This window comes from Pseudoalteromonas sp. US3C1004 (assembly GCF_048401065.1).
Classification (GTDB): domain Bacteria; phylum Pseudomonadota; class Gammaproteobacteria; order Enterobacterales; family Alteromonadaceae; genus Pseudoalteromonas; species Pseudoalteromonas undina.
Genome location: NZ_CP183073.1, coordinates 1,805,754 through 1,831,153 on the forward strand (window position 1 = coordinate 1,805,754; position 25,400 = coordinate 1,831,153).

A 25,400-nucleotide genomic window follows, 5' to 3' on the forward strand; every position below is an offset into this window, starting at 1 on the left:
TCAGGAAAAAGTAGTAATGACTTATGTAGTGTTTCTTGCTTTATTATTATTAATTACTTTACTTGGCAGTTACTTGCTAATTGAGAGTAATCGAAAAAAAACCATTGAAGCAAAGAAAAAACTGTTTAACGAGCGCGTAGCAAGTACTCAATCACGTTTAAAAATAAAACTAAACGAATTACTTGATGCAAATGTCATCAGTGCTAAGCACCTTCCTCGAATTCAAGCAGTTGTAAGTAACTTTTTCGTGGTACAGCCTCACACCGATGAAAATTTAGTTAAGTTGGAATCGTTATGTGACCAACTTATTAACATACTTAACGAAGAGCTTATAAAAACCTATAAAAGTAATAATAGCCAAGCATTTGCCGACAGCACTCAATATTTTATAGCAGAGTTGCCAGCTCAAGGTATTTTATACAATAAAAATTTTTACCAAGAAGTCCTTCCTACGTTAATCTTAAAGTTGAAAACTGAAGACAACATACAACCAGTTGATAATATTGATCTTAACGATGAAACCCTCCCTATTGATGAAGAAAAAAAAACACTAATTGAGTCCAGCCTTGCTTAAAATATAGAAATTTAATTTGCAATAAACCAAAACACTGTATAAATTAACAGTTAATTCACTGGATGGATGAACAGTATGTTAATTGGTTTAGAAATTAAAAATTTTGCAATTGTAAGTAATTTAAGCACTGAATGGCATTCGGGCATGACCGCTATTACCGGTGAAACGGGTGCGGGTAAATCAATCGCTATTGATGCGTTATCATTGTGCCTTGGAGAACGAGCAGAGGCTTCAGCTGTGCGCCCAGGCACTGATAAAGCCGAGGTAAGTGCGCAATTTGATTTAAGCAATTTGCCACACGCCCATGCATTTCTAGAAGAGAACATGCTTAATAATGACGATAACGAATGTCTACTTCGTAGAGTTGTTTGCAAGAATGGCCGCAGCAAAAGCTACATTAATGGTAGCCCTGTCACCGCTGCACAGCTAAAAGAGCTAGGCCAATATTTAATTTCTATACACGGTCAACATGCACACCAGCATCTATTAAAAGCAGAGCATCAATTACAGCTACTGGATGCTTACGCCGGGCACCAAAATCTAGTTAATGCTGTAAGCCAACGCTATAAACGTTATGCTGATTTACAAAAAGAATTTAAACAACTAGAACACCAACAACAACAACAAGCTGCGCAAAAACAATTATTAGAATATCAAGTGGCTGAGCTTGATGAATTTGCGTTGCAAGCTGGTGAGTTTGAACAAATAGAAGCAGAGCATTATAAGCTCAGTAACAGCCAAACTATTTTGCAATCTTGTCAGCGCGAGCTACAACATTTATACGAAAGTGATGAGCAAAATGCGTGCTCTCTTTTACAACACAGCGCACAACAATTTAATGAACTTGCACATTATGATGAAACCCTGGCCAATGTAGCAGCATTACTGACAGAAGCAGCGGTTCAAGTTGAAGAAGCAAGCAGAGAAATACGCAATTATACTGAACAAGCTGACTTAGATCCTACTCGCTTAACGGAAGTAGAAAACAGACTTGGTGGCGCTATGGATTTAGCAAGAAAACACCATATAAAGCCACAAGAGCTCGTTGAGTTTCATCAAAATGTAACACAAGAACTAGACTCTATAAGCAGTAATAGTTCGCGCCTCGAACAGCTTGAAGGTGAAATTTCAGCAGCTCTTGAAGATTATCAAACGGCTAGTGAGGAATTAAGTGCTAGCCGTCATCAATACGCTAATACACTTAATGGCTTGATCAGCGAAAGCATGGCTAATTTATCTATGGAAAATGGCGTTTTTGAAATAGCCCTTACAGCACATACCGATCGCTCTCCAAACAGCTTAGGTTTTGATAATGTATCGTTTTTAGTATCAACAAACCCAGGGCAACCATTACAACCTTTAGCAAAAGTAGCCTCTGGTGGTGAGTTATCACGCATTAGTTTGGCTATTCAAGTTATTATTGCCCAAAAAGTAACGACTCCAACACTTATATTTGATGAAGTAGATGTCGGTATTTCTGGCCCTACAGCTGCTGCAGTTGGTAAACTGCTGCGCCAATTAGGTAAATCGACACAAGTAATTTGTGTAACCCATTTACCGCAAGTGGCCAGTAGCGCTCATCAGCAATTTTTTGTTGCCAAAGAAATTGCAGACGGTGAAACGTTTACTCATATGCTGGCATTAAATAAAGATGGCAGGGTTAATGAAATTGCGCGTTTGCTGGGTGGTGATAACATTAGCAAAACAGCTAAAGCCAATGCGAAAGAGCTTATAAAAGCGCACGGATAAAATTATACATTTATAGTGCGTTATCTTGATACGGTGAGGATACCTTGATGCAAACAACGGTCATTTATTTTGGCTTAGCAATTAACTGGCTACTACTTATAGTTAGTGTACTTTTAGCCATGTTTAGCAAGTTTAAACACACACAATTTAAACAAGGATTATATCGTTTTTTAAATGTGGCATTAATTGTACATATTGTTATTGCTGTTATGTTAGTTTTTAGCAGCACAGCCATTAGTGGCTTAATAACACTTAGTTTGTTGGTTATTGGCCTACAGCTTGTTTGTAACGTTATCTGCTATAAAAGTGTGAAACGTCGACAAGCCAGAGTGAAACCGAGCCTTGATCACTTCTCGATGGATTAACTAACATAGCGTTTAAAAATGCCCGCAACCTGTGTATTGTGGGCATTTTTATTTGTAAAACTGAGGGAATAAAAAAGCAAACCCGAAGGTTTGCTTATGACTCCATTCTAACAAAAGAATTATTTACACTTTTAAATAATCCATAATGCCTTCTGCAGCATTACGCCCCTCAAATATAGCAGTAACCACTAAGTCTGAGCCACGAACAATATCACCACCAGCAAATATTTTAGGATTAGTGGTTTGATGTGTAAATTCACCTTGCTCAGGTGCATTAATACCGCCCCAGTGGTTAATTTCTACATCGTACTGTTCTAACCAGTCCATTTTATGTGGCTTAAAACCAAATGCCATAATCACTTGTGTGGCTTCAATAATGTGCTCTGATCCGGGGACTTCTTCAGCACGACGGCGGCCGTTTTCATCTGCCTCGCCAAGCTGAGTTTTTACCATTTTAACGCCGGCTACAGCACCTTTGTCATCAAGTACAATCCCTTTTGGCTGAACGTTATAAGTAAAAATTACGCCCTCTTCTTTTGCATTTTTTACTTCGCGTTTTGAACCAGGCATGTTCTCTTCATCACGACGATAAGCACACGTTACTTTTAACGCGTTATGACGAATGGAGGTACGCACACAGTCCATTGCTGTATCACCACCACCTAGTACCACTACTTTTTGGTTTGCCATATCAATGCAAGCTTGTTTAGACTCATCGTAACCCATAACACGATTAGTGTTACCAATTAAGAATGGCAGGGCATCATGCACCCCCGGTGCATCTTCGTTCTCAAGCCCTGCACGCATACTTTGATAAGTCCCCACTCCCAAAAATACAGCGTCATACTCATTAAGAATTTCATCCATGCTAATGTCTTTACCTACTTCGACATTAAGTTTAAATTCAACACCCATTTCGGTAAATATTTCGCGACGTTTTTGCATGACTTCTTTTTCTAATTTAAAAGAAGGAATACCAAAGGTTAACAGCCCACCAATTTCAGGGTGACGGTCAAATACCACAGGCTTTACGCCATTACGTACTAGAATATCAGCACAACCTAACCCTGCTGGCCCAGCACCAATAATAGCCACTTTTTTATCAGTCCATGTCACATAAGACATGTCTGGCTTCCAGCCCATTTTGAACGCGGTATCGGTGATATATTTTTCAATATTACCGATTGTTACCGCTCCAAACTCTTCATCTAACGTACATGAGCCTTCGCATAAGCGGTCTTGTGGGCATACTCTTCCACACACCTCTGGCAAACTGTTAGTACGGTGCGAAAGCTCAGCGGCCTCTAAAATGCGCCCTGTACGGATCAGTTTTAACCATTGTGGAATATAGTTATGTACTGGACATTTCCACTCACAATAAGGGTTACCGCAATCAAGGCAGCGATCTGCCTGTGAATTAACTTGGTTTTCTGAAAAGGGTTCATAAATTTCTACGAACGATTTTTTACGCGACGAGATTGGTTTCTTGCGTGGGTCTACACGCTGCACGTCTATAAATTGATATACATTTTCGCTCATACTGCCCCCTTATTGCGCTTGAACACGTAGTTCGGCGCTACTGCGAGCGCGATGCCCGAGTAAACTTTTTACGTCACTTGATTTAGGTTTTACTAATTTGAACATCGGTAAATAAAGTTCAAAGTTAGCTAAAATAGTTTCTGCTCTGCATGAGCCTGTTAGCTCTAAATGGTCAGCAATTAAGCCGCGTAAATGCTCTTGATGTGAACTCAAATCATCTAAAGTAACCACTTCAACCAACTCTGGGTTAATGCGTTTCTCAAAATCACCTCGTTCATCTAAAATATAAGCAAAACCACCGGTCATACCTGCACCAAAGTTAACTCCTACATTACCAAGTACACATACCACGCCACCGGTCATATATTCACAACCATTATCACCAACACCTTCAACAACAGCTTGCACACCCGAATTACGCACAGCAAAACGCTCACCAGCACATCCGGCTGCAAACAATTTACCGCCAGTGGCACCATATAAACAGGTATTACCTACGATGGTTGCTTTGTGACTTTCAAATGACGAACCCAGTGGTGGGCGAACGACTAGCTTACCGCCCGCCATCCCTTTACCAACGTAATCGTTAGCATCACCAACTAGAGTCATTTCAAGGCCGCCAGCATTCCATACCCCGAATGACTGGCCAGCTGTACCATGAAGTTCAATCACCACTGGATCTGCTGCCATACCTTGATTACCGTGCTTATCAGCAATATAACCAGAAAGCATTGCGCCAACCGATCTATCGGTATTACATATACGACTCACTAATGAAATGCCGCTTGAATTATCAATTGCCTCTTTTGCCTTGCCTAGCAAGCTCTCATTTAATTCACCTAAATAGTGCGAGCTATTTGGTGCACTGCAAAACAGTGTTTCACCCGTTGGGTTGTTCGGCTGAGCGATAACCGCTGATAAATCTATTTTTTGCTGTTTGGCTGTTTTGCCTTCAATGGTTTCGAGTAAATCTAAGCGACCAATCAAATCGGTTAGGTTTGCAACACCTAAACTTGCCATAATTTCACGCGCTTCTTGAGCTATAAACTTAAAGTAGTTCATCGCCATTTCTGGTAAGCCGTGATAATGCTTTTGGCGCAGTGTATCGTCTTGGGTTGCCACACCAGTAGCACAGTTATTTAAGTGACAAATTCGTAAGTATTTACAGCCTAACGCCACCATGGGTCCGGTACCAAAACCAAAACTTTCAGCGCCTAAAATGGCTGCTTTGATGATATCAAGCCCGGTTTTTAACCCCCCATCTGTTTGCAGGCGAATACGATGACGAAGGCCATTTTCAACAAGTGCTTGTTGCGTTTCGGCAAGGCCAAGCTCCCATGGGCTGCCAGCATATTTAACCGAGGTTAAGGGACTTGCACCTGTGCCACCATCGTACCCTGAGATAGTAATTAGATCGGCATACGCTTTTGCAACACCGGTTGCAATTGTTCCTACGCCCGGTTCAGACACCAGTTTTACCGAAATCAGTGCATTCGGGTTTACTTGCTTTAAATCAAAAATAAGCTGGGCTAAATCTTCAATAGAGTAAATATCATGATGCGGTGGCGGTGAAATTAGTGTCACACCCGGTACCGAGTAACGAAGCTTGGCAATATAGGGCGTTACTTTTTCACCTGGTAACTGCCCGCCTTCGCCCGGCTTAGCGCCTTGAGCCACTTTTATTTGAATGACATCCGCACTGCGTAAATAATGAGGTGTTACACCAAATCGACCAGAGGCCACTTGTTTAATCCGTGAATTTTTTTCTGTACCGTAACGAAGTTTATCTTCGCCACCTTCGCCAGAATTTGAGCAACCACCTAAACGGTTCATAGCAATGGCTAGTGCTTCATGCGCCTCTGGTGATAATGCACCAATACTCATCGCTGCAGAATCAAAACGTTTATAAAGCTCAGTGGCAGGCTCGACGGCATCAATGCTTATACCCTTTTCAGGTAGTTTTAAAGCCAACATATCGCGCAAAGTCGCGACTGGACGGTGATTAACTAGCTTTGCGTATTCGCTGTAATCACTATACTCGCCGCTACGTACTGCTTTTTGTAACGTTTGAATCACATCAGGGTTGTAAGCATGATACTCGCCGCCGTGAACGTATTTGAATAAACCGCCATGGCTTAATAATTTACGTTTACTAAGCGCCAGTTTATGCAAGCTTTGCTGATCGTCATCGAAGTCGCTAAAACACGCCCCTTTTATGCGACTTGCAACGCCCTTAAAACACATCTCAACAATCGCGTCCGATAAGCCAACCGCTTCAAACAACATCGAACAACGATATGAAGCCACGGTGCTAATACCCATTTTCGACATGATTTTGTACAAGCCTTTATTAATTGCTTGACGATAAGCCAGTGTCACTTCGCAGTATGACTTATTAATCACTTTAGTATCGCTCATGGCCACAAGTGACTCATACGCTAAATACGGGTAGATTGCGGTTGCACCGAAGCCAAGTAGAACAGCAAATTGATGCGCGTCACGAACGCTGCCGGTTTCAATAATTATGTTAGACTCACAGCGTAAGTTATTATCTACCAAGCGTTTTTGTACCGCACCCACCGCCATAGCTGCAGGAATAGGTAATTGATTGTCATCAAAGTTACGATCCGTTAATACCAGCATAATGCAGCCTGATGCTGCTTTTTCTTGTGCTTCATCACAAACACGCTTAACGGCGTTTTCAAGGCCTTCTTCTACGGTGTAAGTAATGTCAATCTTACAGTAACTGTAGTGTGCTTCATCGGCATTGAGTAGCTGCTGCATGTCAGCATACATTAAAATAGGTGTATCAAATTGCAGGCGTTTAGCATGCCCTGTCGTTTCATTAAATACGTTTTGTTCACTGCCAATACACGTTGCCAACGACATTACATGGTTTTCACGTAACGGATCAATTGGCGGATTAGTCACTTGGGCAAACTTCTGGCGGAAATAATCGTAAAGTGAACGATGCCCTTCGCTTAGGACGGCAAACGGCGTATCGTCACCCATTGAACCGGTAGCTTCTTGACCATTTTCACCCATAACACGAATAACACTGTCTAGCTCTTCATTAGTATAGCCAAACATCTTTTGATATTTGACTAGAGTTGCATCATCGAATGAGCGATTACCTGCATCTTGCTCAGTCAGTGCTTCAAAAGGTGTTAAGCGTTTAACGTTTTCTTCTAACCACGATTTATAAGGGTGGCGTGATTTTAAGTCTTGGTCAATTTCATCTGAATGCCAAATTTTTCCGAGTTTGGTATCAATAACCAGTAGCTCGCCTGGGCCAACACGTCCTTTTTCTACCACCTCGTCAGCGGTGTAATCCCAAATTCCCACCTCAGAAGCTAAAGTAATAAAACCATCTTGAGTAATAATATAACGCGCTGGACGCAAACCATTACGGTCTAGGTTACAGGCTGCAAAGCGCCCATCAGACATAACAATGCCTGCAGGGCCATCCCACGGTTCCATATGCATAGAGTTAAAATCATAGAACGCACGTAAGTCGTCATCCATAGCTCGATTTTTTTGCCATGCTGGCGGCACTAGCATGCGCATCGCACGGAATAAATCCATACCACCAGCTAAAAATAGCTCCAGCATATTATCGAGGCTAGATGAGTCAGACCCTGTCTCATTAACAAACGGCGCTGCGCTTTGTAAATCAGGAATAAGTGGCGAAGCAAATTTATAAGAACGGGCACGTGCCCATTGGCGATTACCTTCAATAGTATTAATTTCACCATTGTGCGCTAAATAACGAAATGGTTGCGCTAAAGGCCAGCGAGGCTGTGTGTTTGTAGAGAAGCGTTGATGAAAAACACAAATAGCACTGGTCATGCGAATATCCGCAAGATCAAGATAAAAATTAGGCAAGTCAGCAGGCATCATTAAGCCTTTATATATTGTGACTAGCCCAGATAAACTCGCAATATAAAATGATTCATCGTCCATTAGGCGCTTTTCTGCACGACGACGTGCAACATACAAGCGGCGTTCTAAATCTTTAGAACGCCAACCTTCTGGCGCACTAATAAAAATTTGTTCAAAACCTGGCAATTGTTTTAGAGCAATAGGTCCTAACATTGATGGATCAGTTGGAACCACACGCCAGCCCAAAATATTTAGCGTTTCTTTTTCTAGTTCTTCGCTTAAAACATCTTTGGCTGCTTGTGCTAGTACCGGATCAGCATTGAGGAAGATCATCCCAACGGCGTAATTTTTACCTAAATGCCAATTATTCTCGGCAGCAATAGCCCGAAAGAAGCTGTCTGGTTTTTGTAATAACAAGCCACAACCATCACCCGTTTTACCATCAGCAGAAATACCACCGCGGTGCTGCATGCGATCTAAACCGGTGATCGCCGTACGAATGAGTCGGTGACTCGCTTGGTTATTAACTTGGGCTATTAAGCCAAAGCCACAATTATCTTTTTCTAGTTTTGAGTCATATAACATGGACCCCTCCCCTTGCTGCGCTGTTAACGTGGATGAACGGCTCGACGATTTGCTAACAGACGAACAAAATTAGCGTTATTCCACCCTTGAGTCAATATCTTTATGAATACATATTCATTATATTGAATATATTTCAACTTAATTAAAAATCATAAAATAATGCCAACCATTAACATTTGCATAGATATCGAATCGAAAAATAGATTGACACCGGTGTTATTTTTAAAAACTTGTAAACAAAAAGCATGCGCGACTAGCAGTTTACGTAAACGTAAGGTGAGATAAAAATGAATAACTATTCATTAGAGGCTATTTCCTCTTTTGTGCTGTATTAGTAATTCATCTGAACACGACATTTAATTACAGCGGCTTCTATTAGCGCATAGTTTATTCAATAGATTTAAACGCTCCCCTCATGTTATGCATTAATTAACAACTTGCTTTGCTTTACGTTGAGGTAACCTCATCCCATAGACAAATCAAAAAAGTGCCCGCAGCGGACACTTTTTATGTCCGCGGACATGTAAAACAACAAGGGTAAAGTTAAAAATCAAATAAATTCAATAAGATAAAAAATGGCATGCTATTCGAATACAGCATAACTATATAAATTTTGAGGTTGTTCGAATGTTTACTATTGGCTTATTTTTAATTTCACCAATTATTCTGTTTATTGCCTCGCTAATGATTACTGTGTTTGAAAAACACTAAGAGAATGAATAATGATTAAAGACACTAGCGGGCAAGACACGCAAATCTCACGACCTATAAATTTTAAAAAATACATCAGGCTGTTTATATTTATTGTGGGCCTAGTTGCTCTATGTGTATATGCACTATTAAATGCTGATCAAGAAGGTACTATCTCGGTTGATAGAGTAAGCCTACAAATAGCCACGGTGGTGCGCCAATCGCTAATACGCGATGTTGCAGCCAGCGGTAAAATTGTGGCCGCCAGAGCACCAAAAGTTTACAGCCCTGAACGAGGCTTTGTTTCATTGAAGGTTAATGCTGGTGACTCAGTAAAACTGCATGATGTAATAGCCATGGTTGATAGTCCTGAGCTCACAAACGAATTAAAGCAGCAACAGTCTGTTTTAGCTCGTCTTGAGGGCGAGCTACAACGTAAACACCTTGAGGCACGCCGCCAATCATTAAGCTTAAATAAAGCACTTGATCTAGCACAAGTAGAGTTAAACGCTGCCGATAGAGAAAATCGCAGAGCGGCCTTATCAATGCAAAAAAATGTGATCAGTCAAATTGATCACGAAAAAGCCATTGATGAGCTTGCCCGTGCAAAACTCTCTTATAAACATGCAGAGCAAGAAGTTGAATTGTCCAAAGATACACTTGCTTTTGAACTACAGGCCGCTAAACGAGATGTCACTCGTCAACAACTGATTGTCGATGATCTACTTCGTAAAGTTAATAACTTAACAATTAAAGCCACTGTGTCAGGGATTGTAGGTAACTTACTAGTTCAACAAAGAGAAGCGGTAACACAAAGCCAACCATTAATGACTTTAGTTGATTTGAGTAATTTTGAAGCAGAGCTACAAGTCCCTGAAAGTTATGCAAATGAGCTTGGTTTAGGTATGGACGTAGAGATAACAATGGGCGCTAGCAAAGTGATGGGCGCCCTCTCTGCCATTTCACCAGAAGTAAATAATAGAGAAGTCACAACGCGTGTACGTTTTGACAAAGACATGACGGGTATCAGACAAAACCAACGATTAACAGCACGTATTTTATTAGAAAATCGTGACGATGTTTTACAAGTTAAGCGTGGGGCATTTTTACAACAAGGCGGTACACAGGTTTATAAAATTACCGGTGATACAGCTCAGCTCATTGATATTTCAATTGGTGCAACCAGCATTAATGCGGTTGAGTTAATCTCAGGGGTTCAAGCTGGCGATGAATTGATTATCTCAAGCTATAACAGTTTCAAACACACACACACATTATTACTTCGCTAACAATCGCGTAGAACCAAACAACAAAAGGAAAAAGCATGTTAAAGATGAATAATATAAGTAAAGTATATCAAACAGAAATGGTTCAAACCCATGCATTACGTGATTTTAATCTACACGTTGATGAAGGCGAATTTATTGCTGTTACAGGCCCTAGCGGATCAGGAAAAACGACCTTTTTAAATATAGCTGGAATGTTAGAACCCTTCTCTGCAGGTGAATATTTACTTGATGGAATTGATGTAGGTAAGTTAAACGATAACCAGCGCGCAGATTGTCGAAATCAAAAAATAGGCTTTATCTTCCAAGGGTTCAATTTAATACCTGACTTAAACTTATATGAAAATATTGAAGTACCGCTACGTTATAGAGGTATTAAAGCCGCAGAGCGTAAACGTCGCATTGAAAAATGTTTAGAACAAGTTGGTCTTGCCTCTCGGGCAAAACATTTGCCACAGCAACTCTCTGGCGGACAGCAACAACGAGTAGCCATAGCACGCGCGCTTGCTGGCGAGCCACGATTTTTACTTGCCGATGAACCAACCGGTAATCTCGACAGCCTTATGGCTCGTCAAGTAATGGAGCTGCTTGAACAAATCAATCGCGATGGCGCGACCATCATTATGGTGACCCATGATCCTGAGCTTGCTCGCAGAGCGCCAAGAAACATTCAGGTGGTCGATGGACAACTTGCCGACTTTACGCTGTATCAAGGCGCACAAAACCTTAAAAATGTTGCAGGAGCGTAAGCCATGCTATTACATTACCTCGATTTAAGTTGGCGTAGCTTTAAGCGCACTCCTCTGGTGAGTTTCTTAATGGTGCTGGCGATTGCCATTGGGATTGGTGTAACCATGACCAGTTTAAGCGTTTATCATATGATGTCAGCAGATCCGATCCCGCATAAAAGCAGTCAATTGTATAACGTACAATTACAAACCATGGATGAAGGTCACACGTGGTGGACGGGTGACGATATCCCCATGCAATTGACTTATCAAGATGCCGTAAATTTACATAATGCGCCTACTCCAGATAAAAAAGTGGCCATGATGCGCACTGGCTTCTCGGTGTATTTAGACTCAGATAAAGTTAAGCCGTTTACTGGTGAAGCACGCATGACCACACCCGATTTTTTTAGCATGTTTGATGTGCCATTTATTTATGGCGGTGTGTGGAGTGTACAACAAGAGCAATCTGCAGCCCCTGTTTTGGTGATTTCAAAAGAGCTGAACGATAAGTTGTTTGCGGGTAAGAACTCCATCGGCAAACTAGTCTATTTGGATGACGATAGCTACCAAATTGTCGGTGTTATTGATGACTGGCCCCTCAACCTTAAATATTACGATTTAAATAACGGCGCTTTTGATAAAATAGCAGACCTATTTTTACCCTTTAGTTTAATTAAAGCAAAAGAGCTCACCAGCTGGGGCAATAGCAATGGCTGGAAACATGAAAATATAAATACCTATGCCGATAGATTGCAATCGGAAATAGTGTGGATCCAATTTTGGGCTCAGCTTGATACACCAGAGCAAAAAACCGCTTACGGTGATTACCTCACCTCTTACATTGAAGAGCAAAAAAAACGTGGCCGCTTCACGCGAGAGAAACCTGAATATAGCCTACGTGATGTAAACCAATGGATGGAATACAACAATGTCGTTAGTGAAGATAACAAAATACTGGTTAGTTTAAGCTTTATGTTTTTAGCGGTGTGTTTAGCTAATATTTTAGGATTATTACTAGCAAAGTTTTTACGCCGTGCTCCAGAAGTCGGCGTGCGTCGAGCACTCGGGGCAAGTAAGCGACAAGTCTTTCTACAGCATTTAGTAGAAGTAGCCATGCTTGGTTTTATCGGCGGGTTGCTCGGTATTGTACTTGCACAAATTGGCCTTCTCGGGGTAAGGCAAAGTTACGAATATTACAAAAACATAGCCACGATGGATTTAGCCATGTTATTAAGTGCCCCAGTTATCGCAATAACTACTTGCATTATTGCTGGGCTTTACCCTGCTTGGCTAGTGTGTAAAACCAACCCTGCCATTTACCTTAAGAGCCAATGAGGAGCTAATCATGTTAGAAATAAAACCAATATTTCATTCCCTTTGCCGCTCAAAGGTAGGCGCAATATTACTTTTAATTCAAATTGCAATTACGACAGCCATTGTCAGCAATGCGGCGTTTATCATTCAAGATAGAATCGCTTTTTTAAACCAAGAAACCGGCTATCCAGAGCAAGACTTGTTTAAGTTCAATGTGATGACCTTTGGGAAAGACGTTGATGCTAGCCAGCAGTTTGAACTAGATGAAGCCATGTTAAGAGCCCTACCAGGGGTTGAGAGTGCAGCGCAAAGTAGCAGTATTCCGTTATCTGGTAGTGGCAGCGCTTCCGGCTTTAATTTAAAACCTGCACCACAAGAAAGCAAAAATGTGCGCACTGCTTACTTTTTTATTGATGAGCACGGCCTAGACACATATGGCGTAAAATTAATTGCTGGGCGTAATTTTACTGAGGCTGAAGTACTCATTACAAATTCACCGACAGATAGAACAACTAATGTCACTGTCGTTACTGAGGCGTTAGCCAATGAGCTTTTCCCTGAGGGCAATGGCCTTGGTAAGACCGTTTATTTTGGTGACTTACCCCTACAAATTATTGGGATCACAGCGCCAATGAAAGGCCCTTGGCTAAAAGATAGTCACCCCAATAATGTCGCGCTTATTCCGTATATTCAAGGCAAAACTTACGCACAATTTGCTGTAAGAACAAAGCCAGGACAACGCGCAGCTGTAATGAAACAAATCGAAAATGCGATGCTAAATAATTATAGCAAGCGGGTGATCAACAATATTAAAGGTCTTGATGAACTTAAAGATCAATATATGGCTGCAGATAAACTTATGATGCGTATGTTAATTGTGCTCATAACCATACTGGTATTGGTAACCGCACTGGGCATTTTTGGTTTGACGCTATTTAATATAAACAAACGTACCAAGCAAATTGGAACCCGTCGTGCTTTAGGCGCTCGTAAATCTGCAATTGTTAATTATTTTTTAGTTGAAAATGCGCTGATTTGCATTGCTGGCTTATTTTTAGGTGCTATTTCAGCACTTTTACTCGGTCAGTTATTAATGCAACATTTTTCAATAGCGGCATTACCATCAAGTTATATTGCTGTCACGGCAGTCATGGTGTTTACAATGAGTCTTTTGGCTGTATTTGGCCCAGCTAAACGCGCGGCAAATATTTCGCCGAGTATCGCAACCCGAACCATATAGCACAGCTCCCAACCTATGCTACACTGGCTAAACGCGGTGTAGCATTTTCAATATTTAAATAATAATAAACAGCGATTAAATTAACATGGAAAAAATACTTATCGTTGATGATAATCCTGCAATTTTAGATGCTTTGTCATTATTGCTAGAGATTCACGACTATAAAGTGGTTACTGCAAATAGCCCATTTGAAGCTATTCAAATTGTGCAATACCAGCGTATTGCACTTGTACTTCAAGATATGAACTTTAGTAACGACACAACTTCAGGAGAAGAGGGAAAGTTACTCTTTTATCAACTTAGAGAGCTAAATCCCCATCTGCCCATTATTCTGATCACTGCATGGACTGAGCTTGAAACAGCCGTTGAACTTGTCAAAGCCGGTGCGGCTGATTATTTACCAAAACCATGGGATGATGCCAAGCTTCTTACCTGTGTTAATAACCTAATTGAACTAGGAAAGACAAAAAAACAAAATCAAACCTTATTGCGCCACCAGCAAGAGCGTGAGGCATCTATAGAAAATGCTAATTTAGTAGGTTTAATTTATCGCAGTACGGCCATGGAGCAATTAGTTAAAATGGCATTACAAGTCGCCAAATCTGATGTCTCTGTATTAATAACAGGCCCAAATGGCAGTGGTAAAGAGCGCATAGCACAAATTATTCAAGCAAACTCACCTCGCCAAAATGCTGCGTTTATTACGGTCAATGCAGGTGCCCTTCCCCATCAACTAATAGAAGCAGAATTATTTGGTGCAGAAGCAGGTGCTTTTACAGGGATCACAAAACAAAGGATTGGTCGATTTGAAGCGGCTGATGGTGGCACATTATTTTTAGATGAAATAGGTAATCTCCCTTTATCAGGACAAATGAAGCTCCTACGGATTTTACAAACGGGAGAATTCGAGCGCTTAGGTTCAACCCAGACCCGAAAAGTTAATGTCCGTGTAATATCAGCGACCAATGAAAACCTAACAGATGCAATCAGCAAAGGGCTGTTTAGAGAAGACTTATACTACCGCTTAAATGTAATTGAACTTAACCTGCCAAGTCTTAATCAGCGACCGGATGACATACTTCCTCTTATTCGTCATTTTTTAGTAGAACGTGAGCTGGACTTACAATGCGAAAACCTACTTTTAGCCCATTCATGGCCCGGTAATGTTCGTGAACTTGAAAATGCATGTAAACGTGTCAGTGTGCTCAAACCCAGCGGTGAGATAAGCATCGACGACTTTGGTTTAACTCCTATTACGCCTCAAACACACACTCAAAAAGTAGAGCCTAACAAACAACAAATTGAGGATGCCATGCGTTTACATAAAGGGGTGATTGCCAAAGTAGCACGTGAGTTTGGACTCAGCCGACAAGCACTCTACCGTCGTCTTGATAAGTTTGAGATTGCCTACTGATGAAAAAATCAAGATACCGCTTCTCTTTAACTTCTAAAGTGATTTTAGTATGTGTATTTTCCTCTGTGATCCCTGTTTTTATCTGTTGTTGGCTGCTGGGTGTTGACGCTATAAAAACAACAGTAAGTGTTATTTTCACAGCCACTCTAAGTAGCTTATTGGCTCATCGACTCAGCGGTAAACTGGTCCAAGGTATTACTTCATTAGAAACTGGCTTATTAAATTTTAAAGATGGGGAACTATCGACTTTACTGGCCTATAACCATAATGATGAATTAGGTCATTTGTGTCAGCTTTACAATCAAACTGCAAAGCAATTAAGACAAGAAAAGCAATGGGTTTACCAACGAGAGTTGATGCTTGATAAAGTATTACAAAACGCCCCTCAAGCTGTATTATTGGTAAATGACAATGATTTTATTGTTTATAGTAACCATAGTGCGAGAGATTTTTTTAATGCAAGTACAGCCCTTGAAGGCGAGAAAATCTCACCATTATTGTCTAAAGCCCCACAGCAAATAATTAATGCCGTTAATAAAGGCGTAGATGGTTTATTTATTCTCGATAAAGCAGAACAAGAACCGCAAACATGGCACCTTTCAATGGGTCGCTTATTGCTTAACAACCAACACCACAGGTTGTTTGTATTTAAACAATTGACCCGCGAATTGAGCCGCCAAGAAGTTGAAGTTTGGAAAAAGGTTATTCGGATCATTAGCCATGAACTTAATAACTCACTAGGTCCTATGTCATCCATGTTACATAGTGCACAGCTGTTAACGCAGAAAGTGGATGAACCTCGTTTACAACGCGTTTTCACAACCATTGAAGAGCGAATAAAGCATTTAAACGAGTTCGTTCAAGGCTATGGAAAGTTTGCTAAACTACCACCACCTAAAATAACAACGGTTGATTGGCGTTCATTACTCGATCAATTACAAAGCCAATGGCAATTTAATTTCGACCTTCAAAAAGATATCATCACACGAGCCGATAAAACCCAAATAGAACAATTGCTCATTAACCTGTTGAAAAACGCACATGAATCAGAGTCGCTAGCAGAGCATATTAGTTTAAAAATAACACAAGATAGCCTCGGCACTCATATTAATGTGAGCGATCAAGGAAAAGGCATGAGTGAAACGGTTATGGCCAGTGCGCTTATCCCTTTTTATTCTACCAAGGTGGCAGGAAGTGGATTAGGGTTGGCACTGTGTCGAGAAATTGTTGAAGCCCATCATGGGCAAATTAGCCTGCATAATCGTGAAATCGGCGGGATCAGTGTTTTTGTAAGTTTACCCTGAGAACTGCTTATTTTAGAATGAAAACTTGCCCAATTTAGGGGCAATTCAATCGCGCTCTAAAGCATGTGACCTAGTCAGCTACGTAAAAACGAGTAAAGCTGCCTTCTCACTCCTTACTTTTAGCGTATAAGCAACAAGAGTAAATAATTTATAGACATAAAAAAAAGCTGCAAATTGCAGCTTTTTTTACCTAAACGCTTATTCAGCGTCTGCAGGTTTATGCTTTGCAGCTGTTTCTGCGATCAGTGGTTGTAATTCACCACGTTGAAACATTTCAATGATAATGTCACAGCCACCAATTAACTCACCTTCAACCCAAAGTTGTGGGAAGGTAGGCCAGTTAGCATACGCAGGAAGCTCTGCACGAATGTCTGGATTTAGTAAAATATCTACATAAGCAAACGGTTCACCACACGACATTAACGCTTGTGATGCTTGTGAAGAAAAACCACAATTAGGCAGTTTTGGTGATCCTTTCATGTATAAGATGATTGGGTTTTCAGCAATTTGCTGTTTAATTTTATCGATGGTTTCCATTTACAACCTCAAAATGACGATAGCGAACACATTAGGCCTTGAAAAAGTTTCACTGTGGCCTCAGATATATAGATTAAAATAGGCAATTAAAGCCTCAATCTTAATTAGCTTTAGCAAGAGCATTGCTGTTTGCTAAAACTTGAGTAAAATACTCAACAATTATAGTAACACTATATTCCTGTTTGGTATAGATAAGTGCCCTGTTTGCGCAGGCATTACGTATTACTAAATAGACTATCAACCAAAAGAAGATGGAGATAAAAAATGGCATTTGAACTACCGTCACTACCGTATGCAATTGATGCACTTGAGCCACATATTTCACAAGAAACGCTAGAGTTTCACCATGGTAAACACCACAACACTTATGTGACTAAACTTAACGGTTTAATCCCAGGCACTGAGTTTGAAGGTAAGTCACTTGAAGAAATCGTATGTTCTTCAGAAGGCGGTGTATTTAATAACGCTGCTCAAATCTGGAACCACACTTTCTACTGGAACAGCCTATCTCCAAATGGCGGTGGCGCTCCAACAGGTGCAATTGCTGATGCAATTAACGCGAAATGGGGCTCATTTGATGCATTTAAAGACGCGTTAAACGACAAAGCAGTAAATAACTTTGGTTCAAGCTGGACTTGGTTAGTTAAACTAGCTGATGGTTCACTAGACATCGTTAATACATCTAACGCTGCTACACCACTAACAGATGCAGGTGTTACTCCAATCCTAACTGTGGATTTATGGGAACACGCATACTACATTGATTACCGTAACGTGCGTCCAGATTACCTTAAAGGTTTCTGGTCACTAGTTAACTGGGAATTCGCGAACGCTAACTTCGCATAATTAGTTTAATACTAGTTTTAAAAAGACGCTTAGGCGTCTTTTTTTATGCCCGCTACTTTATTTGATTATGGTTGTACGTAGGTTGTTTTATAAAAGCGCATCTTGATCATTTTTCATATAAATTTTTAATTTTATTGCACAAAAAATGAAATTCGTGACTAGACTTTAGATAGTGAATACATCTTCAAAGTAGGTTTCGGAGGTCATTATGACTATTTTTGATCACTACCAAGCACGTTATGAATCAACACAAGAAGAAGAGTACAGTGTTGCTGAATTCCTCGAAATTTGTAAAACCGATAAGTCTGCTTATGCCAGTGCACCTGAAAGGTTACTGATGGCCATTGGCGAGCCTAAAATGGTAGATACTGCTACCGATACTCGCCTAAGTCGCTTATTTTCAAATCGTGTTGTTGCACGTTACCCAGCATTTGCTGACTTTTATGGCATGGAAGACGCTATTGAACAAATTGTGTCTTATCTAAAACATGCAGCACAAGGCTTAGAGGAGTGTAAACAAGTACTTTATTTACTCGGCCCTGTGGGTGGTGGTAAGTCATCAATTGCCGAAAAATTAAAGTATTTAATGCAACAAGTACCTATCTACTCCATTAAAGGCTCACCAGTTAATGACCATCCGCTGGCATTATTTGACCCCATTGAAGATGCAAACCTGCTCGAAAAAGAATATGGAATTAAGTCACGCTACCTTAAAACAGTGATGTCGCCATGGGCCGCAAAACGCTTACAAGAATTTAATGGTGATATTAGCCAATTTAGAGTGGTTAAACGCTTCCCATCAATTTTAAATCAAGTAGCGATTGCTAAAACAGAGCCCGGCGATGAAAACAACCAAGATATTTCGGCTCTTGTAGGTAAAGTAGATATCCGCCAGCTTGAACACTTTGCGCAAAATGATCCTGATGCGTACGCTTATTCAGGCGCATTATGTTTAGCTAACCAAGGCTTAATGGAGTTTGTGGAAATGTTCAAAGCACCGATAAAAGTGCTACACCCGCTTTTAACAGCCACACAAGAAGGCAACTATAACGGCACAGAAGGCATAAGCGCCCTGCCATTTAATGGCATGATACTCGCCCACTCCAACGAGTCAGAATGGCAAACCTTTAAAAACAATAAAAACAACGAAGCTTTTTTAGACCGTGTTTATATTGTTAAAGTCCCGTATTGCTTAAGAGTGACCGAGGAGATTAAAATTTACGATAAGCTGATTGAACACAGTGAGCTTTATAATGCTCCATGTGCGCCAGGAACACTTAAAATTTTAGCTCAATTTACCACTCTCTCGCGCTTAAAAGAGCCAGAAAACTCTAGCATTTACTCAAAAATGCGGGTCTACGATGGTGAAACACTCAAAGATACCGATCCGAAAGCTAAGTCATACCAAGAATATCGTGATTACGCTGGTGTCGATGAGGGCATGAACGGTCTTTCAACTCGTTTTGCGTTTAAAATTTTATCTCGCGTATTCAACTTTGATACCACCGAAGTGGCCGCCAACCCAGTACATTTGTTTTATGTACTTGAGCAACAAATTGAACGAGAACAATTTAGTGCCGAGGTTGAAGAGCGTTATTTAAGCTTTTTAAAAGGCTATTTAATTCCACAATATGTTGAGTTTATAGGTAAAGAGCTGCAAACCGCCTATCTAGAATCGTACTCGGAATACGGACAAAATATTTTTGACCGCTACGTTATTTATGCTGATTTTTGGATTCAAGATCAAGAATATCGCGACCCTGATACAGGGCAATTGTTTGACCGTGATGCGCTTAATGCTGAGCTCGAAAAAATTGAGAAACCGGCAGGTATTTCAAATCCTAAAGATTTCAGAAATGAAATTGTTAACTTTGTACTACGTGCTCGCGCTCACAATAATGGTAAGAATCCGCTATGGACGAGTTATGAGAAACTACGCACTGTTATTGAGAAAAAAATGTTCTCAAACACCGAAGACTTACTCCCTGTCATTTCATTCAATGCTAAAACATCAGCTGAGGATCAGCAAAAGCATGAGGACTTTGTTAACCGTATGGTTGAAAAAGGCTACACGCAAAAACAAGTGCGCTTGCTATCTGAGTGGTATTTACGGGTTAGAAAATCGCAATAACCTTCATAATTGCAGTTTTTAGGAGGTCATTATGGCGCATTTTATCGACAGGCGTTTAAATGGCAAAAACAAAAGCACAGTTAACCGCCAGCGTTTTATTAGGCGTTATAAAAAGCAGATAAAAGAAGCGGTGTCTGATGCGATAAATAAACGCAGCGTCACCGACTCTAGCTCTGGGGAGAGTATATCTATTCCACAGCGTGATATTAGTGAACCTACTTTTCATCAAGGTAGAGGCGGTAATAGAGAGCAAATACATCCAGGGAACGATCAGTTCTCTACTGGTGATAAAATTGAGCGACCTAAAGGTGGACAAGGCGGTGGCGCGGGCGAAGGTGAAGCGAGTGATTCTGGCGAAGGCCAAGATGATTTTGTTTTCTCAATTTCTAAAGACGAATATCTTGATTTGTTATTTGAAGATTTAGAACTCCCTAATTTACAAGAAAATCAGCTCGATAAGCTCGTACAAATGAAAACCCACCGCGCTGGGTTTTGCAGCGACGGTATGCCCAGTAATATTGACGTAGTGCGTTCATTACAAGGCTCTTTAGCTCGTAGAATTGCAATGACCGCAGGAAAAAAGCGCCGCCTTAGTGAACTTGAGGGGCAATTAGCACTACTGCTTGAACAACCACACTGCGACAAAGCCGCTGTGACATTGTTGCAACAAGAAATCGACATTCTAAAGCAGCAAATTAAATCGGTACCCTTTATTGATAACTACGATTTGCGTTTTCGTAACTATAATAAACAACCACACCCAACCAGCAAAGCAGTAATGTTTTGTATTATGGATGTATCCGGTTCAATGGATCAAGCCACCAAAGACATGGCAAAACGCTTTTATATTTTGCTTTATCAGTTTTTAACTCGCAGCTATAAAGACATTGAGGTTGTGTATATTCGTCATCATACTCAAGCTAAAGAAGTTGATGAACAAGAGTTTTTTTACTCCCAAGAAACGGGCGGTACTATCGTTTCAAGTGCGCTTAAGCTGATGAATGAAATAATAGCAGAGCGCTATAATGCTGATGAATGGAATATATACGCAGCACAAGCCTCTGATGGTGATAACTGGGCAGATGATACCCCGCAATGTGGGCATATTTTACGTAACAAACTGTTAAGCGCAGTGCGATATTTTGCCTATATAGAAATTACTACCCGCGCCCACCAAAGTTTATGGCGCGAGTACCAAAGCATAAGCCAAACTCACAGTAATTTTGCCATCCAACATATTCAAGGTGTTGAAGACATTTACCCTATATTTAGGGAGCTATTTAAAAAAGGCCGTCAACAGCAAGGGGCTGCATAGCCAAAGCGAGGTAGCAATATGAATAACGAGCGAATCAGTGATGGGCCCGATTGGACCTTTGAGTTACTTCAGCAATATCAAGATGAAATTGCACGTGTTGCTGAGCATTATAAACTAGACACATACCCTAACCAAATTGAAGTGATCACTGCTGAGCAAATGATGGATGCTTACTCCAGTGTAGGCATGCCTATTGGCTATACTCACTGGTCTTACGGTAAAAAGTTTATCCAAACAGAACAAAATTATAAACGAGGTCAAATGGGCCTTGCATATGAAATTGTGATTAACTCCAATCCATGTATAGCTTATTTAATGGAAGAAAATACGCTGCCGATGCAGGCATTGGTTATGGCACATGCGTGTTACGGGCATAACTCTTTTTTTAAGGGGAATTATTTATTTAAAACATGGACTGATGCCGGTTCTATAATTGACTATTTATTGTTTGCTAAAAACTATATTAGCCGCTGTGAAGAGAAATACGGTATTTCTGAAGTAGAAAGCATACTCGACTCTTGCCATGCGTTAATGAGTTATGGTGTTGACAGGTATAAACGTCCGCAGCGTATTTCGTTATTTGAAGAACAAAAACGCCAGCAAGAACGGGCTGAGTACTTACAATCACAAGTTAATGAACTATGGCGTACCATTCCCTCTCAGCAGCAAGAATCAAAAAAAAGTGAGCGCCACTTTCCGCAAGAGCCACAGGAAAACATTCTGTATTTTATTGAAAAAAATGCTCCTTTACTTGAGCCATGGCAACGAGAAATCGTACGTATTGTGCGAAAAATATCGCAGTACTTTTATCCGCAAAAACAAACACAGGTTATGAATGAAGGTTGGGCCACTTTTTGGCACTACACTATTTTGAACCACTTATATGATGAGGGAAAACTAACCGACTCATTTATGTTAGAGTTTTTACAAAGCCATACAAATGTTGTGTATCAACCCCCTTATAATAGCGATTATTACTCAGGTATTAACCCCTATGCGCTGGGTTTTAATATGATGGTAGATATACGCCGAATTTGTGAAAACCCGACAGAAGAAGATAAACGCTGGTTTCCTGAACATGCTGGTAGTGACTGGCTTGAAACTCTTCACTTTGCAATGCAAAACTTTAAAGATGAAAGTTTTATTAGCCAATTTTTATCGCCAAAACTGATCAGAGACTTTAAATTGTTTACTATAGTAGACCATGCTAATAACCCACATTTACAAATAGGCGCTATTCATGACGATAATGGCTACAAAGCGGTTAGAGAGGCACTTTCTGCACAATATAACCTTAGTAATCATGAACCTAACATACAAGTTTACGATGTAGACTTGCGTGGAGATCGCTCATTAACACTGCGATATATCCCTCACAACGCCATTCCACTGGCCAACTCCCATGAGGAGGTATTAAAACACCTTTACAGACTATGGGGCTTTAAGGTAAAACTTGAACAGGAGTCAAATTCTGGTGATATTTCAACCATTGGTCAATGCCCAAGCGATGACTCACGCCATACAACAGAGTAAAAATATGCAGAGCGAACTGATTGTGAGTTTTATGCAGGTTATACTGTCTATATTTCTCCAATATTAAGAGATTTAGGCTTGGTTTTTTCTAAGGAACACGTTTGAGAAACGACCACAATCGCAGCAGGCCCTTATAACTGATAATAACTTGCGCGATAAGCTTCATATTAAAGCGGGATTACCCGAGCAGGTGATCTCAAGCTTAGCGGCTAAGCTTAATGCTGATTTAGTGATTATAGGCTCTGTAGGAAATGTAGGGATTAAAGCTAAGCTCATTGGTAATACTGCAGAAAAAATAATGCGTTTACTCAAAACTGAATTACTTATTTTACCTCCCAATTAAAAAATGATGCTTACGCATCATTTTTTATATCAGCATATACCGACACTTTATTTCGACCGGTTTCTTTTGAATGGTAAAGTGCTTTATCGGCAGCTTCAATCCAACGCTCATGATCTTTAAATTCGTTGTCAAAGCAGGCAATACCCACACTAATGGCCATATGCATAGTGTGCTCTTTGTATTTCGCTGGTGAGGTTTCGATTAATTGGCGTAAGCGCTCAGCAAATACGATAGCCCCTTGTTTATCGGTATCTAATAAAGTAACAACAAACTCTTCACCGCCGTATCGCCCAGCAATATCAGTTTCACGCAATGCAGTTTTAAGTAAACTCGCTATATGACGAAGTGCTTCATCTCCCGCACTATGACCAAAGTCATCGTTTACCTTTTTAAAGTGATCAATATCAAAAATTAATAACGAGCAGCAACCTTCACTGCGCTTAGTACGTAAAAATTCTTGATGTAACAAATGCTCCCAATGTCCTCGGTTTGCAAGCTGGGTAAGGCTGTCAGTTTGGCTTACTTGCTCTAATTTTTTGTTTAACTCTTCAAGCTCTTTTTTATTAACTGCAATATCCGTTACATCGTAGATAATAATACAAATATGCTCTACTTCCCCTCGTACATTCGTAAGTGGAATAAACGTGGCGTTTTGATACATATAATCCGCTTTACCTGTAATCGGTCGATAATTTTTAAAACGAAAAATATAAGGCTGCTGTTCCCAAATAGTAAATGAGCGATTTTTTAATACAAACACTGACTCTGCTTTACTTCTAAACCATTTTTCATCTATGGCTGGAAATAGATCAAACAAGTCTTTATCTTTTACTGCACTCGGTAACAGCCCAGAATGGTTTTCCATAAAGCCATTCCAAACGCACACCTTGTAGTCTCTATCAAGCACCACAAGGCCTACATCAACAGTATTAAACATGTCCATTAACCAATGGATTTCATTTAAATCTAAATCAGCTGGCATAAATATTTAATCTTCCAGTAGATAAGCAACTTTATATTTCAAAGTTTTAAGTGAATCTTCAGTAAAGAGCAACATTAAATCACAACTAATATCATGATTTTCAATACCGTAACTAATTTCTATGGCAAGTGTCCGTTGCCAACGCGACTTATTAGACTGAACAAGCTCAGAAACATCACGGTGCTGGCCCAATACAATGGGATGGCCTTGACTAAAGGTCATGTCGAGCTGCTTTGATAAGCCTGTTAATATAGCGCCAATTAAAATGTTACTTACATCCATTAGCAACTCTAACTCAACCCTGTCGTTTAATTCACCTTCGTAATTCATTAATGAGGCTATTTCTTTAAAACTAGAATCATTTAAAAGTAATAACGCCTCACCAGATACCCCGCCGCCAATAAAACCTTGGCAAATACCCGACGTAGTGTCATTGGTATCAACAGAGCTTAGCGCCATATTAAGCTCACTGACTTCTAAAACATTAACATTAGGAATGGGTAGCTTAACAAATACATTAAGCAGTCGTGCAAGTAGATCCCCTGCTTGGCCCATAGCAACATTAGTCAGCTCTTGGTATATATCACGAACATCAGGGTCAACTTGTTCACCTAAAGTGTGGGACAAACGTTCACGCAGTGCTCTATCTCTTATGCCATGGTGCTCTATAATGGCAGCGAGCTTTTCAGGGGAACATGGTTTTTGAATAAAGTCTATGGCGCCAAGTTCAAGTACACGTTGATGTGCGCTTGGTTGAATATCGCCCGATACCACCACAGTGAGCACGTCTAGTCCCTGATCTTTCATTGCTGCCAACACACCATAGCCGTCCATCTCTGGCATATTTAAATCAAGGAAAAGAATTTCAGGTTGGGCTTTGCTTATTTGTTTTATGCAGTCTACACCGTCACATGCAAATTCAATTTTAATATCCCAATCATCGGGTAAGGAACGAGCCAACTGGCGTCGTGCTAATTTTGAATCATCACATATTAAAACCGATGTTGACATACAATCTCACTATTTTAAAACTGGGTGTA

19 protein-coding genes are annotated in these 25,400 nt (G+C 40.4%); 14 read left to right on the forward strand and 5 right to left on the reverse strand.

What is annotated here, in order from left to right; translation table 11 throughout:
* Window positions 1-16 precede the first annotated feature (16 nt).
* The 3 genes from ACNSN3_RS08370 (at window position 17) to ACNSN3_RS08380 (ending at window position 2,688) form a co-directional block, all read left to right on the forward strand.
* Window positions 17-574 carry a hypothetical protein gene (locus ACNSN3_RS08370; protein ID WP_075169079.1) on the forward strand — a complete coding sequence of 186 codons (558 nt, stop codon included), beginning with the start codon at window positions 17-19 and terminating at the stop codon, window positions 572-574.
* 75 nt (window positions 575-649) lie between these two features.
* On the forward strand, window positions 650-2,323 hold the full coding sequence (gene recN / locus ACNSN3_RS08375; protein ID WP_418606997.1) for a DNA repair protein RecN: 1,674 nt from the start codon (window positions 650-652) through the stop codon (window positions 2,321-2,323).
* A 47-nt stretch (window positions 2,324-2,370) separates the two neighbouring features.
* Window positions 2,371-2,688, forward strand: a complete 318-nt coding sequence (locus ACNSN3_RS08380; protein ID WP_138571373.1) for a hypothetical protein — start codon at window positions 2,371-2,373, stop codon at window positions 2,686-2,688.
* 123 nt (window positions 2,689-2,811) lie between these two features.
* On the opposite strand, the gene ACNSN3_RS08385 is transcribed toward ACNSN3_RS08380, so the two are convergent.
* Window positions 2,812-4,227: an FAD-dependent oxidoreductase gene (locus tag ACNSN3_RS08385; RefSeq protein WP_013465171.1), complete on the reverse strand. Its 1,416-nt coding sequence runs from the start codon at window positions 4,225-4,227 to the stop codon at window positions 2,812-2,814.
* A 9-nt stretch (window positions 4,228-4,236) separates the two neighbouring features.
* Window positions 4,237-8,694 carry a glutamate synthase large subunit gene (gltB, locus tag ACNSN3_RS08390; RefSeq protein ID WP_418607000.1) on the reverse strand — a complete coding sequence of 1,486 codons (4,458 nt, stop codon included), beginning with the start codon at window positions 8,692-8,694 and terminating at the stop codon, window positions 4,237-4,239.
* A gap of 722 nt (window positions 8,695-9,416) precedes the next feature.
* Here gltB and ACNSN3_RS08395 point away from each other — a divergent pair.
* The 6 genes from ACNSN3_RS08395 (at window position 9,417) to ACNSN3_RS08420 (ending at window position 16,673) form a co-directional block, all read left to right on the forward strand.
* Entirely contained in the window at window positions 9,417-10,673 is a 1,257-nt protein-coding gene (locus ACNSN3_RS08395; protein ID WP_010388611.1) for an efflux RND transporter periplasmic adaptor subunit, read from the forward strand.
* Window positions 10,674-10,708: 35 nt separating this feature from the next.
* Window positions 10,709-11,419, forward strand: coding sequence for an ABC transporter ATP-binding protein (locus ACNSN3_RS08400; RefSeq protein WP_010388610.1), 711 nt, complete (start codon window positions 10,709-10,711; stop codon window positions 11,417-11,419).
* Between the two features lie 3 nt (window positions 11,420-11,422).
* Window positions 11,423-12,736 (forward strand): ABC transporter permease, encoded by a 1,314-nt coding sequence (locus ACNSN3_RS08405; protein WP_418607002.1) that lies wholly within the window; start codon window positions 11,423-11,425, stop codon window positions 12,734-12,736.
* 10 nt (window positions 12,737-12,746) lie between these two features.
* Complete coding sequence (locus ACNSN3_RS08410; protein ID WP_418607004.1) at window positions 12,747-13,955, forward strand: ABC transporter permease; 1,209 nt, start codon at window positions 12,747-12,749, stop codon at window positions 13,953-13,955.
* A gap of 85 nt (window positions 13,956-14,040) precedes the next feature.
* A complete protein-coding gene (locus ACNSN3_RS08415) occupies window positions 14,041-15,369 on the forward strand; it encodes a sigma-54-dependent transcriptional regulator (RefSeq protein WP_010388607.1) in 1,329 nt (442 codons plus the stop codon).
* Window positions 15,369-16,673: a sensor histidine kinase gene (locus ACNSN3_RS08420; protein ID WP_418607008.1), complete on the forward strand. Its 1,305-nt coding sequence runs from the start codon at window positions 15,369-15,371 to the stop codon at window positions 16,671-16,673. Before ACNSN3_RS08415 ends, ACNSN3_RS08420 begins: the two co-directional genes overlap by 1 nt.
* Window positions 16,674-16,871: 198 nt before the next feature.
* Here the strand turns inward: ACNSN3_RS08420 and ACNSN3_RS08425 are convergent, their stop codons facing one another.
* Window positions 16,872-17,210, reverse strand: a complete 339-nt coding sequence (locus ACNSN3_RS08425) for a Grx4 family monothiol glutaredoxin (protein ID WP_024602947.1) — start codon at window positions 17,208-17,210, stop codon at window positions 16,872-16,874.
* A gap of 264 nt (window positions 17,211-17,474) precedes the next feature.
* Between ACNSN3_RS08425 and ACNSN3_RS08430 the strand changes: the two genes are divergently transcribed.
* The 5 genes from ACNSN3_RS08430 to ACNSN3_RS08450 all read left to right on the forward strand — a co-directional run bounded on the left by ACNSN3_RS08430 (window position 17,475) and on the right by ACNSN3_RS08450 (window position 23,378).
* Complete coding sequence (locus ACNSN3_RS08430; protein ID WP_010388603.1) at window positions 17,475-18,056, forward strand: superoxide dismutase; 582 nt, start codon at window positions 17,475-17,477, stop codon at window positions 18,054-18,056.
* Between the two features lie 208 nt (window positions 18,057-18,264).
* The gene (locus ACNSN3_RS08435; protein ID WP_010388602.1) at window positions 18,265-20,187 is read left to right on the forward strand and encodes a PrkA family serine protein kinase; all 1,923 of its coding nucleotides are present in this window, start codon (window positions 18,265-18,267) and stop codon (window positions 20,185-20,187) included.
* Between the two features lie 31 nt (window positions 20,188-20,218).
* Window positions 20,219-21,502 carry a YeaH/YhbH family protein gene (locus tag ACNSN3_RS08440; protein WP_010388601.1) on the forward strand — a complete coding sequence of 428 codons (1,284 nt, stop codon included), beginning with the start codon at window positions 20,219-20,221 and terminating at the stop codon, window positions 21,500-21,502.
* Window positions 21,503-21,520: 18 nt separating this feature from the next.
* Complete coding sequence (locus ACNSN3_RS08445) at window positions 21,521-23,035, forward strand: SpoVR family protein (protein ID WP_418607010.1); 1,515 nt, start codon at window positions 21,521-21,523, stop codon at window positions 23,033-23,035.
* A gap of 148 nt (window positions 23,036-23,183) precedes the next feature.
* The gene (locus ACNSN3_RS08450) at window positions 23,184-23,378 is read left to right on the forward strand and encodes a universal stress protein (RefSeq protein ID WP_418607012.1); all 195 of its coding nucleotides are present in this window, start codon (window positions 23,184-23,186) and stop codon (window positions 23,376-23,378) included.
* A 10-nt stretch (window positions 23,379-23,388) separates the two neighbouring features.
* On the opposite strand, the gene ACNSN3_RS08455 is transcribed toward ACNSN3_RS08450, so the two are convergent.
* Window positions 23,389-24,360: a sensor domain-containing diguanylate cyclase gene (locus ACNSN3_RS08455; protein ID WP_010388598.1), complete on the reverse strand. Its 972-nt coding sequence runs from the start codon at window positions 24,358-24,360 to the stop codon at window positions 23,389-23,391.
* Window positions 24,361-24,366: 6 nt separating this feature from the next.
* Window positions 24,367-25,371, reverse strand: coding sequence for a response regulator (locus ACNSN3_RS08460; RefSeq protein ID WP_418607014.1), 1,005 nt, complete (start codon window positions 25,369-25,371; stop codon window positions 24,367-24,369).
* Between the last annotated feature and the right edge of the window lie 29 nt (window positions 25,372-25,400).

Bases quoted from the DNA above. Each gene is read 5' to 3' on its own strand.
- ACNSN3_RS08370 (WP_075169079.1), top strand. From the start codon at position 17: ATGACTTATGTAGTGTTTCTTGCTTTATTATTATTAATTACTTTACTT.
- recN (WP_418606997.1), top strand. From the start codon at position 650: ATGTTAATTGGTTTAGAAATTAAAAATTTTGCAATTGTAAGTAATTTA.
- ACNSN3_RS08380 (WP_138571373.1), top strand. From the start codon at position 2,371: ATGCAAACAACGGTCATTTATTTTGGCTTAGCAATTAACTGGCTACTA.
- ACNSN3_RS08385 (WP_013465171.1), bottom strand. From the start codon at position 4,227: ATGAGCGAAAATGTATATCAATTTATAGACGTGCAGCGTGTAGACCCA.
- gltB (WP_418607000.1), bottom strand. From the start codon at position 8,694: ATGTTATATGACTCAAAACTAGAAAAAGATAATTGTGGCTTTGGCTTA.
- ACNSN3_RS08395 (WP_010388611.1), top strand. From the start codon at position 9,417: ATGATTAAAGACACTAGCGGGCAAGACACGCAAATCTCACGACCTATA.
- ACNSN3_RS08400 (WP_010388610.1), top strand. From the start codon at position 10,709: ATGTTAAAGATGAATAATATAAGTAAAGTATATCAAACAGAAATGGTT.
- ACNSN3_RS08405 (WP_418607002.1), top strand. From the start codon at position 11,423: ATGCTATTACATTACCTCGATTTAAGTTGGCGTAGCTTTAAGCGCACT.
- ACNSN3_RS08410 (WP_418607004.1), top strand. From the start codon at position 12,747: ATGTTAGAAATAAAACCAATATTTCATTCCCTTTGCCGCTCAAAGGTA.
- ACNSN3_RS08415 (WP_010388607.1), top strand. From the start codon at position 14,041: ATGGAAAAAATACTTATCGTTGATGATAATCCTGCAATTTTAGATGCT.
- ACNSN3_RS08420 (WP_418607008.1), top strand. From the start codon at position 15,369: ATGAAAAAATCAAGATACCGCTTCTCTTTAACTTCTAAAGTGATTTTA.
- ACNSN3_RS08425 (WP_024602947.1), bottom strand. From the start codon at position 17,210: ATGGAAACCATCGATAAAATTAAACAGCAAATTGCTGAAAACCCAATC.
- ACNSN3_RS08430 (WP_010388603.1), top strand. From the start codon at position 17,475: ATGGCATTTGAACTACCGTCACTACCGTATGCAATTGATGCACTTGAG.
- ACNSN3_RS08435 (WP_010388602.1), top strand. From the start codon at position 18,265: ATGACTATTTTTGATCACTACCAAGCACGTTATGAATCAACACAAGAA.
- ACNSN3_RS08440 (WP_010388601.1), top strand. From the start codon at position 20,219: ATGGCGCATTTTATCGACAGGCGTTTAAATGGCAAAAACAAAAGCACA.
- ACNSN3_RS08445 (WP_418607010.1), top strand. From the start codon at position 21,521: ATGAATAACGAGCGAATCAGTGATGGGCCCGATTGGACCTTTGAGTTA.
- ACNSN3_RS08455 (WP_010388598.1), bottom strand. From the start codon at position 24,360: ATGCCAGCTGATTTAGATTTAAATGAAATCCATTGGTTAATGGACATG.
- ACNSN3_RS08460 (WP_418607014.1), bottom strand. From the start codon at position 25,371: ATGTCAACATCGGTTTTAATATGTGATGATTCAAAATTAGCACGACGC.